The organism is Gordonia sp. 135 (assembly GCF_009720185.1).
Taxonomy (GTDB): Bacteria; Actinomycetota; Actinomycetes; order Mycobacteriales; family Mycobacteriaceae; genus Gordonia; species Gordonia alkanivorans.
The window spans coordinates 2,821,987-2,836,672 of the sequence record NZ_CP046257.1; the positions used below are offsets into that span (position 1 = coordinate 2,821,987).

General features: G+C 61.9%; 16 protein-coding genes and 4 tRNA genes. 8 read left to right on the top strand and 12 right to left on the bottom strand.

Annotated elements, in window-relative coordinates; genetic code table 11:
- Positions 1-96: 96 nt before the first annotated feature.
- Positions 97-2,724 (top strand): bifunctional acetaldehyde-CoA/alcohol dehydrogenase, encoded by a 2,628-nt coding sequence (adhE, locus tag GKZ92_RS12655; protein WP_155225318.1) that lies wholly within the window; start codon positions 97-99, stop codon positions 2,722-2,724.
- Here the strand turns inward: adhE and GKZ92_RS12660 are convergent.
- Positions 2,708-4,075: a glycosyltransferase 87 family protein gene (locus tag GKZ92_RS12660; protein ID WP_230461797.1), complete on the bottom strand. Its 1,368-nt coding sequence runs from the start codon at positions 4,073-4,075 to the stop codon at positions 2,708-2,710. The two genes, adhE and GKZ92_RS12660, sit on opposite strands and share 17 nt — an antisense overlap.
- Before the next feature lie 134 nt (positions 4,076-4,209).
- Positions 4,210-4,281: transfer RNA gene (locus GKZ92_RS12665), tRNA-Val, on the bottom strand.
- A 253-nt stretch (positions 4,282-4,534) separates the two neighbouring features.
- Here GKZ92_RS12665 and GKZ92_RS12670 point away from each other — a divergent pair.
- From GKZ92_RS12670 to GKZ92_RS12690, 5 genes are all read left to right on the top strand, one after another.
- Positions 4,535-4,607 (top strand) — tRNA-Gly (locus GKZ92_RS12670).
- A 23-nt stretch (positions 4,608-4,630) separates the two neighbouring features.
- Positions 4,631-4,704 (top strand) — tRNA-Cys (locus GKZ92_RS12675).
- A 24-nt stretch (positions 4,705-4,728) separates the two neighbouring features.
- Positions 4,729-4,803, top strand: a tRNA-Val gene (locus GKZ92_RS12680).
- Between the two features lie 141 nt (positions 4,804-4,944).
- The gene (locus GKZ92_RS12685; protein ID WP_155225319.1) at positions 4,945-5,202 is read left to right on the top strand and encodes a hypothetical protein; all 258 of its coding nucleotides are present in this window, start codon (positions 4,945-4,947) and stop codon (positions 5,200-5,202) included.
- A 28-nt stretch (positions 5,203-5,230) separates the two neighbouring features.
- Positions 5,231-5,590 carry a hypothetical protein gene (locus GKZ92_RS12690; protein ID WP_155225320.1) on the top strand — a complete coding sequence of 120 codons (360 nt, stop codon included), beginning with the start codon at positions 5,231-5,233 and terminating at the stop codon, positions 5,588-5,590.
- A gap of 766 nt (positions 5,591-6,356) precedes the next feature.
- Here GKZ92_RS12690 and GKZ92_RS12695 read toward each other — a convergent pair.
- Complete coding sequence (locus tag GKZ92_RS12695) at positions 6,357-6,899, bottom strand: ADP-ribosyltransferase (RefSeq protein ID WP_196222001.1); 543 nt, start codon at positions 6,897-6,899, stop codon at positions 6,357-6,359.
- Positions 6,900-7,014: 115 nt separating this feature from the next.
- Between GKZ92_RS12695 and GKZ92_RS12700 the strand changes: the two genes are divergently transcribed.
- Positions 7,015-7,695, top strand: a complete 681-nt coding sequence (locus GKZ92_RS12700; RefSeq protein ID WP_155225322.1) for a hypothetical protein — start codon at positions 7,015-7,017, stop codon at positions 7,693-7,695.
- Positions 7,696-7,774: 79 nt separating this feature from the next.
- Here the strand turns inward: GKZ92_RS12700 and GKZ92_RS12705 are convergent, their stop codons facing one another.
- The 5 genes from GKZ92_RS12705 to GKZ92_RS12720 form a co-directional block, all read right to left on the bottom strand.
- Positions 7,775-8,098 carry a hypothetical protein gene (locus GKZ92_RS12705; RefSeq protein WP_155225323.1) on the bottom strand — a complete coding sequence of 108 codons (324 nt, stop codon included), beginning with the start codon at positions 8,096-8,098 and terminating at the stop codon, positions 7,775-7,777.
- Between the two features lie 103 nt (positions 8,099-8,201).
- Positions 8,202-8,717 (bottom strand): HNH endonuclease, encoded by a 516-nt coding sequence (locus GKZ92_RS24005; RefSeq protein ID WP_442903303.1) that lies wholly within the window; start codon positions 8,715-8,717, stop codon positions 8,202-8,204.
- Complete coding sequence (locus tag GKZ92_RS23565; RefSeq protein WP_196222003.1) at positions 8,717-9,079, bottom strand: hypothetical protein; 363 nt, start codon at positions 9,077-9,079, stop codon at positions 8,717-8,719. The genes GKZ92_RS24005 and GKZ92_RS23565 overlap by 1 nt, the downstream gene beginning before the upstream one ends.
- Complete coding sequence (locus GKZ92_RS12715; protein ID WP_155225325.1) at positions 9,076-9,270, bottom strand: hypothetical protein; 195 nt, start codon at positions 9,268-9,270, stop codon at positions 9,076-9,078. Before GKZ92_RS12715 ends, GKZ92_RS23565 begins: the two co-directional genes overlap by 4 nt.
- Before the next feature lie 214 nt (positions 9,271-9,484).
- Positions 9,485-10,189: a hypothetical protein gene (locus tag GKZ92_RS12720; RefSeq protein ID WP_155225326.1), complete on the bottom strand. Its 705-nt coding sequence runs from the start codon at positions 10,187-10,189 to the stop codon at positions 9,485-9,487.
- Between the two features lie 311 nt (positions 10,190-10,500).
- Here GKZ92_RS12720 and GKZ92_RS12725 point away from each other — a divergent pair, with 311 nt between their 5' ends.
- A complete protein-coding gene (locus GKZ92_RS12725; protein WP_155225275.1) occupies positions 10,501-11,808 on the top strand; it encodes an ISL3 family transposase in 1,308 nt (435 codons plus the stop codon).
- A gap of 111 nt (positions 11,809-11,919) precedes the next feature.
- Here the strand turns inward: GKZ92_RS12725 and GKZ92_RS12730 are convergent, their stop codons facing one another.
- The 4 genes from GKZ92_RS12730 to GKZ92_RS12745 form a co-directional block, all read right to left on the bottom strand.
- Positions 11,920-12,123 (bottom strand): hypothetical protein, encoded by a 204-nt coding sequence (locus GKZ92_RS12730; protein ID WP_155225327.1) that lies wholly within the window; start codon positions 12,121-12,123, stop codon positions 11,920-11,922.
- Positions 12,124-13,096: 973 nt separating this feature from the next.
- Positions 13,097-14,206, bottom strand: coding sequence for a helix-turn-helix domain-containing protein (locus tag GKZ92_RS12735; protein ID WP_155225328.1), 1,110 nt, complete (start codon positions 14,204-14,206; stop codon positions 13,097-13,099).
- Positions 14,203-14,352 (bottom strand): hypothetical protein, encoded by a 150-nt coding sequence (locus GKZ92_RS12740; RefSeq protein ID WP_155225329.1) that lies wholly within the window; start codon positions 14,350-14,352, stop codon positions 14,203-14,205. The genes GKZ92_RS12735 and GKZ92_RS12740 overlap by 4 nt, the downstream gene beginning before the upstream one ends.
- The gene (locus GKZ92_RS12745) at positions 14,352-14,675 is read right to left on the bottom strand and encodes a hypothetical protein (protein WP_155225330.1); all 324 of its coding nucleotides are present in this window, start codon (positions 14,673-14,675) and stop codon (positions 14,352-14,354) included. The genes GKZ92_RS12740 and GKZ92_RS12745 overlap by 1 nt, the downstream gene beginning before the upstream one ends.
- Positions 14,676-14,686 lie beyond the last annotated feature (11 nt).

Below are 14,686 nucleotides of genomic sequence, written 5' to 3' on the forward strand. Positions count from 1 at the left end.
AAGGGGCCCGTGTCCCCACGGTCGCGAGTAACGTGCGCGAACACGGCCGCGTATCTTCTGAAAGCGCGACGACACACCGGTTCGAGGTGATATCGAATGTCGACCATCCGCGAGAACGCCGAAGCACCAACACTCGATCTGACCGATGTCGACGCCGCGGTCGAGAGGGCCGCGGCCGCCGCGACGGAGTTCCGCACGCTGGATCAGCAACGGGTCGACGCGATCGTCGCGGCCATGGCACGGGCCGGGGTGAGGGCCGCCGCCGAACTCGCCGCGGTGGCGATCGAGGAGACCGGCTTCGGGGTCTTCGAGGACAAGGTCGTCAAGAACTACATCGCCACGGAGTTCCTCTACGACCACCTCAAGGACAAGAAGTCGGTGGGCGTGATCGAGGAGGACGCCGAACGCGATGTCGCGCGCGTGGCCGAGCCGATCGGCGTCGTCCTCGCGATCACCCCGGTCACCAATCCCACGTCGACGGTGCTGTACAAGGCGATCATCGCGGCAAAGACCCGCAATGCCATCATCTTTCGCCCCTCACCGGTGGCGGCGCATTCCTGCGAACGGACGGTGGCGATCCTGCGCGAGGCAGCCGAGGCGGCCGGCATGCCCCCCGGCGCCCTGCAGGTGATTCCCGACGCCGCCCATGAGGTCACCCACTACCTGTTCCGGCACCGGCTCGTCGACTTCATCTGGGTCACCGGCGGACAGAAGATCGTCGCACTCGCCAACGCAGCCGGCAAACCAGGACTCGGCGTCGGACCCGGCAACGCACCGATCTACCTGCACCGAACCGCCGACATCAAGGGTGCCGTCGTCGACATCCTGATCTCCAAGACCTTCGATGCCTCCGTCATCTGCCCCGCCGAACAGACCTGCATCGTCGACGACGCGATCTACGACGCCACGGTTGCAGAGTTCCGTCGGATGGGCGCTCACCTGCTCACCGACGAGCAGGCGACGGCCATCGCCGACTTCGCCTTCGGCGACGGCGACAAGGTCAACCTCGGCGCGCTCGGCCAGCAGGCTCCCGAGTTGGCCGCCCGAGCCGGTTTCACCGTCGACCCCGCGGTGAAGGTGCTGCTGGCGCCACTTCCGTCGGATCTGGACGAGCTCGCGATCCACCCGCTGGTGCAGGAGAAGCTGATGCCCGTCCTCGGACTCGTCCGCGCCCGCGACGTGCAGCACGGGATCGACGCCGCGGTCCTGGTCACCGAGCACGGCGGCCTCGGCCACACCTCGGCCGTCTATACCGCCGACGAGTCGGTCGTCGACGCCTTCAGTGCCGCCGTACGCACCGGGCGGATTCTCGTCAACGCACCCACCGCAGTCGGGGCGCTGGGCGGGATCTACAACGACCTCGCGCCCACCTTCTCGCTGGGCTGCGGCACCTGGGGCGGGTCGAGCACCACCGAGAACGTGAACTACCTGCAGTTGCTGAACATCAAGACCGTGGCCCGTCGACGGTCCCCGTCCCAGTGGTTCCGCGTGCCCGCGAACACCTTCTTCAACGCCGGCGCACTGGACAATCTCCGCGACGTCCCGTGTACGGATGTCGTGGTCGTCACCGATGTCCTGAGCGAAGAACGCGGCGTGGTCGACGAGCTGCGTGCCCACATGCGCGCCCAACACGTCAGGGTCTTCGCCGAGGTCGAGCCGGAACCGGATGAAGCGACGATCCGTCGGGGCGTCGCGGTGCTGCAAGGTCAGCGGCCGGATCTGCTCATCGCCGTCGGAGGCGGGTCGGTGCTCGACGCCGCCAAGGCGATCCGGCTCTTCTACGAGCACCCCGAGACCGACCTTGCGGAGTTGACGCTGCCGTTCCTCGATCCCCGCAAGCGGATCGCGGAGTACCCCCAGGACCCGCACACACTGCGACTGGTCGCGATTCCCACCACCGCCGGCACCGGTTCCGAGGTGTCGCCGGCCGCAGTGCTGACCGTAGCGGGCCGCAAGGAGACCCTCGTCGATTACTCGCTCGTCCCGGACATGGCGATCGTGGACCCGACACTGACCCTTTCCATGCCGCGCACGCTGACCGTCGACACCGGCATCGATGCGCTCACCCACGCGCTGGAAGCCGTCGCCTCGATCTTCGCCTCCCCGTACACCGACGCGTTCTGCGTCCAGGCCGCCCGACTGATCTTCGATGCGCTGCCCCGTGCGTACGACGATCCGGCCGACCTCGCGGCCCGAACCGACATGGCCAACGCGGCCACTCTCGCGGGTTTGGCCTTCTCGAACGCGTTCGTGGGGACCAATCACGCTCTCGCCCATGCCGTCGGCGCCAGGTTCAATATCGCGCACGGTCGGGTCAACGGTGTGTTCCTACCGCACACTCTGCGCTACAACGCCTCCGTGCCGACCAAGTTCATGCCCGCGCCGGGCTATTCGGCGTACGTCGCGCCGGACAAGTATGCGCAACTGGGTCGGGTCGTCTTCGGCGGCCGCGAACCGGCCGAGAGCCGGCGCCGGCTGTTTCAGGGCGTGGACGATTTGCTGCGCAGGTTGGGAATGCCACGCACACTCGCCGAGATCGGCGTGCCCGAAGCCGAGTTCCTCGACGCGCTGCCACAGCTGGCGATGACCGCCTTCGGTGATCTGAGCAACCGCACCAACCCGCGGATGCCGCTGATCAGTGAGATCACCGACCTGCTCCGGCTCGGGTATTTCGGCGAGACGGGCGGGCTCGGCGCCGACGATCCCGCTACGCAACCGCGATGACGTCATCTCGTGCCGGCGTCCGCGCCTCGGCACGACGCCGCGCGACCGAGTGTCCGACCAGAGTCGCCACCACGGTGACGGCGAGCAGCAGCGGGTAGCAACCGGCGTAGATCACGGCCAGTACATGGCCGCCCACGCCCAGGCCGGGACTTCGCGGCATCATGAACAGCCCCAGCGAGATCGCGTGATCAGAAGTCAGGTAAGTCCCGCTGTCCCACCAGTGCCGCCACCAGGTGAAGGTGAGCGCGACGACACCGGTCGGGGCGAGCCAGTACCACCAGGTCTGACGCGACCAATGCCGCAGGGCGAGATCGAGGGTCACCAGCAGCAGCGGTACGCACCACACCCAGTGGTGCCCCCATGCGAACGGCGACACCGCGCACATCGTCATCCCCACGATCGTCGCGGCCAGGAGCGGCTGCGACATCCGCCGGGCGACGACCGCGGCCCACAGGCCCACTACCGCGACCACCAGTACCGCGGGCACCCACAGCCACGACGGCGCCTCGAACACCGGCCCGCCCGGTCCCGGATGGGTGAAACGCCGGACGTCGAGGTGCGCCAGCATCTGCGAACCGAAGCCGCGGACCGACTGGTTGGCAGGCGAATCGGCACGGCCGATGCGGGCGGACTCGAACAGGTGACGAGTCCAGTACGTCCGGGCATCCGACCCGATGACGAGGAATCCGATCGCGACCGTGGCGCCGAAGGTGGCGATCGCGGTGGCCGCCGCACGCCACTGCCGCGTGACGACCAGATAGAAAACCGCGAACAGCGGCATCAGCTTGAGTCCGGCGGCGATCCCGAGCGCGATCCCCCGCCACCGCGAATCGACGCGCAGGAAGACCAGGTCGGTGAGGACAAGCGCCATCACGACGAGATTGACCTGGCCGAGCCAGATGGTGGTCCGCACGGGTTCGAGCGCGGTGACCGCGATCGAGAACAGGGCGGCGAACACGATGAGGCGGGCACCCAACCGGTAGCCCAGGCTGCGCGTGCCCAGCGCCACCACCGCGACGAGTGCGGCGAAACCGGTTGCCCACCAGATGATGTCGGCGAACCCGGCACCCAGCACGGCGAGCGGCACGAAGGCGATCGCCGCGAACGGCGGATACGTGAAGTGCAGGCGCCACAGGACCGGGGCGTCGTAGAGGGGGCGCGAGTCGAGCACGGCGTCGGCGCCGGCACGGTAGACGCGGACATCGGTCGCGTTCTCGAACAGCCCGTAGAACGGATTGGTGATCGGGAAAGCGCTGATGTGCCAGGCGATCACGCCGAGAGCCGCGATCCCCGCCAGCACGATCGCCCACGTCGGGATGGAACGGGAGTGGACGGTCGGTGCTGCGGACACGCGGGCGAGACTACGCCCGAGCTGTGATCCAGATCACGAGAAACGCCGACGGTGCGCGAGTCGTTGCCGATTCGCGTCGAAACAGCACCCAGCACGCAAAAAGCCCCGCCGAGACTCGGCGGGGCTTTTCTCTGTGGTCCCGGCTGGGATCGAACCAGCGACCTTCCCGGTGTGAACGGGACGCTCTTCCACTGAGCCACGGGACCGTGTCGGGCGCCTGATGTCTGTGACAGGGGCGCCTGCGCACGAGCCAGAAGATTACACGGCTTGCGCAGAGTTCCCAAATCACGGACGTGCGCCACGTCACAGACGTCCGATTCGGCAGCCACCGGGAATCACACGCTGGGAATTCGCCGTTCGTCAAGCGTCTGACCTGCCGATTTGTAAAGTCCGGAATCGATCGCGTAAGTTTCTCTTCGCACCGCGAGCAGCAAGATCCACAAGATCGCTCGTGGGCATGCGGATGTAGCGCAGCTGGTAGCGCATCACCTTGCCAAGGTGAGGGTCGCGGGTTCGAATCCCGTCATCCGCTCGGCGCGAGTCGACCTCGCATCTGGTGGTGTGGCCGAGTGGTGAGGCAACGGCCTGCAAAGCCGTGTACACGGGTTCGATTCCCGTCGCCACCTCCACGCATCACAACTCAACACAGTCCCGCGCGATTAGCTCAGTGGGAGAGCGCTTCCCTGACACGGAAGAGGTCACAAGTTCAATCCTTGTATCGCGCACCACAGTTACTGCAGGTCAGCCCCGGTTTACGCCGGGGCTTTCTTGTTTCATGACCTGCTCGTGACCTCGTGGGCAAACTCCGGTCCCACACACGCAAGGCCCTACGCGGGGTCCTGCGCACACAACCGGAGGTAAGCAGACCCGTGACAGTCACCACTCTCAGCGCACCCGAAACTCTCATCCGCGCCGCCTGGGACCTCTACGAGCAAGAACCCACCGGCCCCTACGCAGAGCCACTGCGTACCGCCGTGTGGGAGTTGGAAGAGGCCGTTGACCACGGCTCTGATGATCTCCCCCGGCTTGGCCGCGAGGTCGTCCAGGCGCTCACACTGGCGACTGGCGATGAGGTCGACGAACTCCTGACACCGATGCCTGGTGTCGCAGCCTGGCTCGGACTCTGACTCAATTCACAGAAAGAAACCACAAATCATGACCACTCTCACCGCTCTTGCCGCACTCTCAGAGACGAACCGACGTAATGCGGAAATGTTCGCAGCCGTCGCCCGACAGCTCGACATCACACCGCAGCCGCTCATCGACCGCGAAACAGTGACCATGTACTGGTCAACCCGCGAGGTCGGCACGATCACTGTCGTTGTTGAATCCTCGTACAGGCTGGCGGACGGCAGCATGGAGCACGGCATCTCCATCGACGGCAACACCGATGGGCAGTTCATGGACGCGGCTGAGGCCGGCGAATATGTCGCCGCATTCACCGACGCCCAACACCTCCTACGCCAGGTCACCATCGCAGCATCGGGGCGTGTCAACCTGCTGAAGTCGGCCTAGCCTGCACACGAAAAATCCGCCCCACGCAATCCCTTTTCGAGGATAGCGTGGGGCGGATTCTTTGTTTGGTCTGATCGGATGGTTTCTGCAATGCGACCAGAGCAATACCATCCGTGCGGGAATAATCCGAGCATGACCGGAAAAGACAAGCTAGAGATCACGAAGGATCAACTAGAGCCAACACTCTGGTACGGGTTGCAGTCCTCGCTACCGAGTGAGGGCGAAGGGCGCACTACCCTCGCGGAGCTTCTGAAACTGCTTGCCGACAGGGGCGTTGACATATACCGGGAGTGCCAAATCGCACTCTTGGAGCAACACGGCGACCGACTCCACGGCGAGACAGTCTTCACCGCTGACGAACTACTCAAACTCATGTACCGATCTGGCGACCACCCTCAACACGTCGAAGTTGACGGCACAACGATGGCCTTCCGGGGCATCAGCTCAGTCACCTTTGACTACCAGAGACCCCGTGAGCCAGAACCGGGCACGGGATATCAGTACGACCGCTTCGACACGCGTGGCCCTGCACCCCTAGTCCGACAAGAAACCCGCCCCGACCAGCTTCGACTGGTACTCGGGGCGGGTTTCATTCAAGCTCACTCAGTTGGTGGTTCCAGGCCCTGGGACACGTACAAGCGACGCTCATACGCGGATACGGGCAGGGGTGCGCCTGTCAACCGCTCAACCTTGCGTCGAGCGCGTGTCGCTTCCTGCGGCGTCATCTCGACGAGTTCGGAGACCAGTCGATCTTCTGTCAAAGCGCTCACAAGTGCTCCTCCTCTGGAACGACGAAACCGCGTGCGCACGGTGGAACTGCTTCGAAGTCTACCGCAGTGAAGTGGACCAACGGGTTATCGATTATCAGAAGTTCCTTCTCTAGCGGGAATTCTGCAAGCTCCCCTAAAGCGACAGCCGGAGTGCCTGCGATCACGAGTAGATCCATGACCTGGTGGTCGAGCGGTGAAGCTGTAGGCGGTTCCGGGGCCATGCTGGTCGACAGGAACCCCGGGAACCTCACCTGCCGGCCAGGTTCGACGCCAGCCAGTGCTTGCGCGTCTACGGATCGCGTAACTCTTACAGATGCCTTCAGTGGGATACGACGCAGCGCGCTCCGTATGGTCGCGACCAGATGTTCGATCTCGGGAGTCATTTCGATGTCGCCCCGGAGTGCCGCATTGATTCGGTTGTGGCCGCTGATCGCATATGACTGTAGGACTGACCTCTCATGTTCAGTCAGAATTTCGAGAGGCGACTTCACTACCTCAAACCTAGTCTTCTGGATCACATCATCGCGGTGAAACCTCACAGAACGTGATCCTCTCACCTGGCCCTAGTACTTGGTTGCATACGCTGTCGAGAACTGAAGTTCCGTCCTCGTGTCCGTAGCCGCCCGTAGCCGCGAGAGAGGTCAGGCAAGTCCCGTGACCGATAAGCTAGTGCCGCCGTACAACCGTCGTCACGCGGCAGCAGTGGCCGGTACAACGGCAGGCGCTGCTCTAGCAATCATCGCCGCCTGGCAATTAGGCGCCGACATGGGCACATTCCCATCCTGGCTGACGCTCCTCGCAGCCGTTGGCGCATTCGCCAGCGTGTTCCTAGCTTGGCGCACACTCGTAGCGAACCGCGAGAACCGCCACGAAGACGAAGTGCTACTTGCACGGCTACTCACTCCGCGCCTAGTCACGTCCTACCCCGACGACCGAATCGTCGTGACCGTGACGCTCCGCAACGCAAGCCACCTACCGTTCCACCAGATCGTCATAGAGGGCGTCACCTACGGCGATACCGGTTGCCAGCAGACCGAGTCGCAGCGGCAACACGAGCGGGCTGCACCCGAACGCATGTACCTGCCTGCAGGTAAGGACTTCGACTCTGTGTGGGTCGTGCCTGACCCCAACACACCCTTTGACGATCAGGACACTCAGGTGTTGTTCCGTTACCTCGATGGCAACGGACGTAGGTGGCGCAGGTACACGTTCACCGAGCCAGAACGTATCTGGCCGAAGCCATCCAGCACCGACGACAAGGAACACTTCAACACCGCTATGCGGGCTAGAAAACCTGACGGCAGTAGCGTTCTAGACCCTCGCATCTGGCACTGAGCTATTGCCGCTGCCTTGGACATCCTCCGCGCGGTCACCGACCTAGCTATGACGCCCCGAGAGTTCCAGGCTCAACGCTCTAGGCATCGAGCAGAACAGCGTCACGCTCAACAGCCTCCCGAATCACTTGAGACAACGACACCAGAATGGCGTCCTGCACACCTGCAATCGCGTCACCCATCCGCTCACCCATCTCAACCTCTAGTTGCGTCTTCACCCTCTCAACGATGACCGGCACCAAGTCGTCGACAAGGTTCTGCCGGCCAGCCACCTCCTGCCGACGCTGCAACCGATCCCCGTACACCACCAGGCCAGCCACCACCAGCACACCAACCACAACATAAAACATGAGAACCCCCAGAGAATGGGCAGAAGAAACAAATCGACAAACCGATTCAATCATTCTTCTACCCATTCCTGCAACACCCTGGGGGGTACCCCCGGCCCGTATAGGAAAAACATCTGCAACCCTCTTCCGAGCTTTTCACATACAACGGAAAATGGCCCTATAGGGCTTGTTTTGGGCATTCGTGGAGGATGTTTGTGTTGGTTGGTTTTTGGTCGCAGCATTTGTAATAGTATTCGCCGTTTGGGCGGACGCCTTCGTTGCTGCTGTACCATCCCCAGGGTGCCCATGGGCGCTGTTGAGCTGGGGTTTCGGTGATTTCGGCGGTCACGTAGGTGTGCTCGCGTTTGACTTCTTGAACGACGGCTAGCGCCTCAACGACTTTGCGGAATGATTGCCGCTTTTTTGGTGTGTCGAATTCTGACATGGGTTTTGAGCCGCGACTGGTGTTGCATAGCCGGTGCACGCCCTGGACGTTATTTAGGTCATATACTTTCCCGCCACTTTCGACGGGAATTATGTGGTCCACGGATCGGCTCCACGGATTTAGACGTCCCCGAATGCTGGTGTTCACTATTTCGCCGCAGAGGGCGCAGGGTGGGTTGTATTCGCCAAACTGCTCCCAATAGCGGGTTGTGAATTCGAACCATTTTCGTCCTGATCTTGGGTCGGCCATTATTCGGACCCTTCTTCGATGTCGACGCCTCCGACGCGTTTGCCATGCCGACGCGGGTCGTCGAGGATGGCGGCGCGTTCGGCATCGGTGAAGGTGCCGTCTTGGCCGCGAACGGTCCGAAGCACGCTGTCCCATATCGCTAGGCGCACGGATGAGGGTGTGCGTGACGGTTCGTACCACCAGCCGTCATCTTCGGGGCAATTGGCGATGTCGCGTGCCTCGGCGGTGCGTGCTGCGACCAGATGGGCCACGGTTGTGACGTCGGGCTTCGTTTGGGGATGAATAGCTGCGATCGCTCGCGGATTGACTGGCAGTTCCGGCCTAATCGCGGTCGCCTCCGTGACCCAGTTCAGCGGTTTCACGGCTCGCCCCCGAACTCGCGAACCCGCTGGGTGTCGGCGTACCTATACCGGCCTGAATTGACCCAGGAGGACCGTTCGTGCGCGGCCTGCATCGCCCGACCGTCACCGTATGGGTCGCCACCGCCGACCTCTGGACGTTCGACCGCTGGTCGGTAGTCCGGTTCGGGTTCGGGGTCCGAGGTGCCACTCACGGGCATATTCTGTGTGGCTTCGAGCGCTGCGGCGAGGATCGGGTCGGGGCAGTAACTCCGGCCCTTCTCGACGTCCTCAAGTGCGGCGGCAACTACGGGGTCCGGGTGCCACGTTCGGCCATCTCGCTGGTCACGCCAAATCTGCGCAAGTAGCGGATCGGAGGGACACCCGTTCGAGCGGTCTTCTGCCGCTTTGATGGCGGCTTCGATGCTGTTATCCCACATGCGATGCCTTCTGGTCAGCGGCACGAACCTGGTCGACCTCCGACTGATCCACGGGCACGTATGCATGCCGGTTGACGTCCTCGGCGAACTGCTGAAAAGCCGAGCGATTGTAGTAGCCGGCCTCGGTTTCGGGGTGACGGAAAATTCCATAACCATCATGGCCCTTAAACGACGGGAGGAATCCATCGGACCGGAGGCTGTCGATTTCGCGACGCAACGACTTGTGCTCCGTGTGGAGGTCTTCGGCTCGCGTCCACTCTTTGGACTTGCCGGCGCGGATGGCGTCAGAAGCGTTGGCGATGGCAAGCACGCTTGGGAGTAGCTTCGCCGCCTCTTTGCGCACCGCGTCGAGTTCGCCGTTAAGCATGGCGATGAGGTCGGCCCGCTTGCTCGTGACGAGATTGCGGGCTTCGCGTTCTGCGGCACGCCCGACACGACTGGCAACGAGCTTCAGCGCTCCTGGGGCGGGGACTTTCGAGGCAGCCTCAATCAGGTCAGCGTCAGATGCGCCTGCGGGGAGCGACGCGGCGACAGACTCGGCGACGGTCGACACCGCGGTCTCAGCGTGAACTTCCAGTGCCGTAGCGCGGTCGTGTTTTTGCATGAGCCGGTCGAGTTCGGCACTCTCGTCGTCGGTGAGGACTCCACGCAGGGAGTCCAGGTGGCGGCGGATACTTCGGATATCAACGGTCATTGGTGTTTCCTTCTGTAAGAGTTTTGACGCCAGTCAGAACTTCGACTGCGAACGCCAAAGTGTCAGCGGCGTGCTTATGATCAATGAACGCCAGCGATTCGATAAGGTCGCGCACAAGTTTTGACACTTCGGTGGGTCGTAGTTGCACACCCAGATTGAGGGCTCTTCCTGATTGACGGTGCGTAGAACGGGTTCTACCGGGCACAAGATGTAGGTCGGGTTCGGCGGCGGCGAGCCGGGGATGCGGGCGGGTCCTGTGGTGTGAAGATGAAAGCCCCTACACCTCATCACTCACACCGACAGGACCCTCGTTGCAGCGTAGCGCCATTGCCGACACGATTTGCCGCACGATCGAACTCGGGGTGACGATCACCGATGCCGCTCTCGACGGCGAGGATCGCACACACCTGTTCTGCGAGGTCTTGGCCCCGAAGAGTAGCTGCCCGAGGTGCGAGCGGGCGGGTCGGTTGCGTGATCATGTCGATCGTGAGGTGGCAGATCTACCGATCGTGGGCCATCCGACCCGGTTGCATCTGAGGGTGCCGCGCTACGCCTGCGAGAACGGCGCGTGTGGTCAGGGCATCTTTCGCGCCGACATCTCGGCGATCGTCGCGCCGCGCGCGGCGGTGACGCGCCGCACGATCGCGTGGATTCTTCGGCGGATGATTCTGGACAAGATGAGCGTCTCTGCGGTCGCCGCGTCGGTCGGGTTGGGCTGGAACACCGTGAATGCCCTCGCGTTGCAGGCGGCGCGTACGGTGGCTTCGGCGCCTGGCCGACTCGACGGTGTCAGGGTTCTCGGTGTTGATGAGCACAAGTGGAAACATGTTCGCGGCAATGGTGATTCGAGTTTCGTGACCGTGCTGGTCGACCTCACACCGATTGTGGATGGGACCGGGTCGGCGCGCTTGCTGGATATGGTGGCCGGCCGGTCCAAAGCGGCGTTGAAGGACTGGCTCGATGCCCGCGATGACTCCTTTCGGGACCGGATCCGGGTGGTCACCATGGACGGATTCACCGGGTATCGCACCGCGACCGCCGAGGCATTGGATAAGGCGCGGGCGGTGATGGACCCGTTCCACGTGGTCCATCTGGCCGCCGAGAAGCTCACAGTGTGTCGTCAACGCGTGCAACACCATACGTGTGGGCACCGCGGCCGCACGGGTGATCCGCTCTACGGTATCCGCCGACCACTGCTGACCCGGATCGCGTTGCTGACAGACAAGCAGAAGGCCCGGCTACGTAGCGGGTTGGAGGCTCACGAGGAGCACGTGGCCGTCTCGGTCACCTACGCGATCTACCAAGAGCTGATCAACGCCTACGGCCAGGAGAACAAGCGTGACGGCAAGATCGCGATGTACAAGCTGCTCAAACGGATTCATACCGGCGTTCCGTCCGGGCTGGCAGAGTTGGCCCAACTCGGCCGATCATTATGGGCGCGGCGTGCCGAGATCTTGGCCTACTTCGACACCGGCGCCTCCAACGGACCCGTCGAAGCGATCAACGGCCGCCTGGAACACCTCCGCGGGATCGCGTTGGGCTTCCGCAACCTCAACCACTACATCTTGCGGTCACTCATCCACTCCGGCGGCCTCGCACAACACCTCGACGCACTCTGAATCAGGAAGAGCCAGATTGAGGCCGGCATCAGTTCGGGTCACTTGTAAACGAACCTCATCGCGCCACACGGATGCGTTAACTTTTGTGTTCGTGAGGATCGCTCGCGCCATTCAGTCATCCTCATTGTCGAGTTGTTTCAGGAACTCTTTCTGAACGATTTTGTGCAGGTCACTGAGGTGGCTTCTCGGGAAGTCAATCCAGGAGACTTCACCGTGCTCTAGCACCCAGTTTTCTTGGAGTTGTCCGACCAGCTTGAGTTTGAATCGATCCGCACGGTTCCGGCTCATGTCCTGTTCCACTTCGGTGGAGAGCACGAATCACGCGAGGAAAATAGTCGGCCCAGTTCCGGTTCTCGTTCTAGGGATTCGTCGATGTCATCGACGATTGTGTCGAACACCTCGGTGGGGATTGCGATCCATGACGTGCCTTGCGTCAAAAGGACGACTTGGTGACCGTTCCTGGAGGTTCGCCGCCAGCCGATTGGGGCAAAACCCAATCCGGGCGCTATCCTGTGTACTATTTCTTTATCCATTATCTTTCCATCTTTATTCCCCGCAACCTGTTTTATGCGCGGGTTTGTAAGACGCTCTCAGCGCCTCTTTATTCGGCTTACCCCCATCAGGGTTGCCGGGTCTATTTACATCCTGCTAGGAGGCTTCTCAGCCCGCTATTTAACGCAAGTATGACTGTTGCATCGGTTTAAATTTTGATGCGCGACGTCTTTGCCAGCATTCTCTGGCGACTTCGACAGCTCTAACCGTCGTGTTCGCGCGGGCCGCAATCTCGTCGTCAGGACGATCCCACGTAGCACTCCCACACCTGGTGAGGAACTGTTTCTTCCACTCGCGACCTTGGGATGACGACACGCCCATGATTCGGGCGAGACCCCAGTCTGAGGGGAGTCGAATTCCCGCCTGCGCGCACTCAGAAAGCCACTGGAAAGCTTCGACCCTGTCGGGATGCACCACAAGGCGGTCCTGTTCACGCCAGTTCAAAAATTGCCGGCGGGCTCGAAGGCTCTCCTGGTCGAACTCGAAGACACCTTTCCGCTTACGGGCCACGACATGACCTCGGAGACGCCAGTCGCGTAAGGTGAGGGGTGACCGGTTGGCGAACTTGCAAGCTTCGTGCTCAGTGAGCCAAATTGTTATTCGAGCCAACGGTCACCTCGATTAGCTATGTCAACACAGATGCCGATTTCCGGCTCGTCAGAGCGCCGTAGAACGAACAGAATGATGTTTCGGTCACTCAGGTGCCGGGAACAAATATATCGCGGCTACGGACGTTTCAGGCGCTTATTCTGTCGAGGCCGCGAATAAACCGCTTCTCGAAACCCATCGGCGTGTCTGCGTCATCGGCATTCTCGATAAGGAAAGCTACGATTTCCTGATCGAAGTCAAGGCCCCGATCACGGCAAGCAAAACGGCAAGCCTTCGACACCACCCATTCATTGCCGTAAACCTTCCCGGCTGGGAGATCAGGACGGGCGATTGCTGCCTCTGTATCAAATTCTGAGGCTGTAAAATCGTCTTCGGGTACATCTGGGTACCTTTTAGTGTTTTCGAGCCATATGGCGGATTCAGAGCCGCGATCCCACCAACCATCGACATCGCCGAACTCTTCCAACATGAAATGCCGTCCATCGGGATCAACCTCGTCATCACCTATCGCTGCAATGACGTGAGCAAAGAAACGATCCCAATTCGTAGACTGACGTGGACCCGAGTCCGAAGGAGTTTCCTCGACCCATCGGCACCAAATATCCGCAAGCTCTCGACAGTTGATGCCGTACTTGTCTGCAAGGGAAACATGAGCACCATTGATGTGCCAGCCCGCCGGTAGCGGCCTCAGCTCGTGGTCCGGAAAATCCGCGAGGGGGGCTTGGGGGGAGGCATCATCAACGTTGAGGGCCTTCGGCCGCATCGACACAGACAAGTCAGAATCTTCGACGTTGTTGTGCCCCGAAGGGGAATCCACACCCTCGACCGATGTCGAGGACATATCTGCTTTTGGGTTTGTTGTAGTCGGATATGTTGTAATTGGATCTGTTGGGGGGGTCTGTACGCCCGGTTGGGAATGGGAATGTCCGGTTGGGAATGTAGATGTCCGGTTGGGGTCAAAGCTCCCAAGGCGATACCGAGACGCAAACCTCGCATCTCCTCGACGCCCACCAGTCGTGTCGCGGATGAGAATCCCACGCTCTGTCAGATCGGCGAGAGCACGCCGCACGGTTTTTTCGTTCTTGGCTGTATCGGCGGCGACACGCTCGGCACCCGCGAACGCATTGGCACCATTAGCGTCGGTGTGGTTCCACACCCACACGAGTACCTCCCACTGCGAGCCGGTCAACCCTTTGCCCGTGGCTGCCTTTAGCCATTCGAACTTTGAGAACGTCACGCGATCCACACCCCGATCATTTCGCCGTTCTCGTTGCGTATGGGATTCCCATCCACGGCCAACGCGTAGAAGACTGGTCGGTTGACTTTCTTCGCTAGCTGGCGGTGCTTTCGACGCGCCCGCTTCTCCTCCTCGCGCTTTGTCATCAGAACAGCCGTCCTTCCGCCTGAGCCTGCTCCAGCCGCCAGGCCGTCATTTCCCGGTCGGTCATCAGTCGCCGGCCTGGAGTGGTCACCGCCAGACGCGCATTACGCAGCAGGTAATCGAACACCTCGGCACGACACTGGGTGAGGCCGCGCGCGTTCTGCGCAGCCTGAGCCGCTGTGCGACGGCTGAACGGCACACCAGCGGCGTGGTTCCACAAACGGAACATGTTGTTGGCGCTTCCCGGTACTTCGGTTGCTCCGCACTTGGGGCAGGTCCAGGTGACGCGGGTGTTCTCCGATTGGATGTTGTGTGGCGCGGTCACGAAAGGTCCTC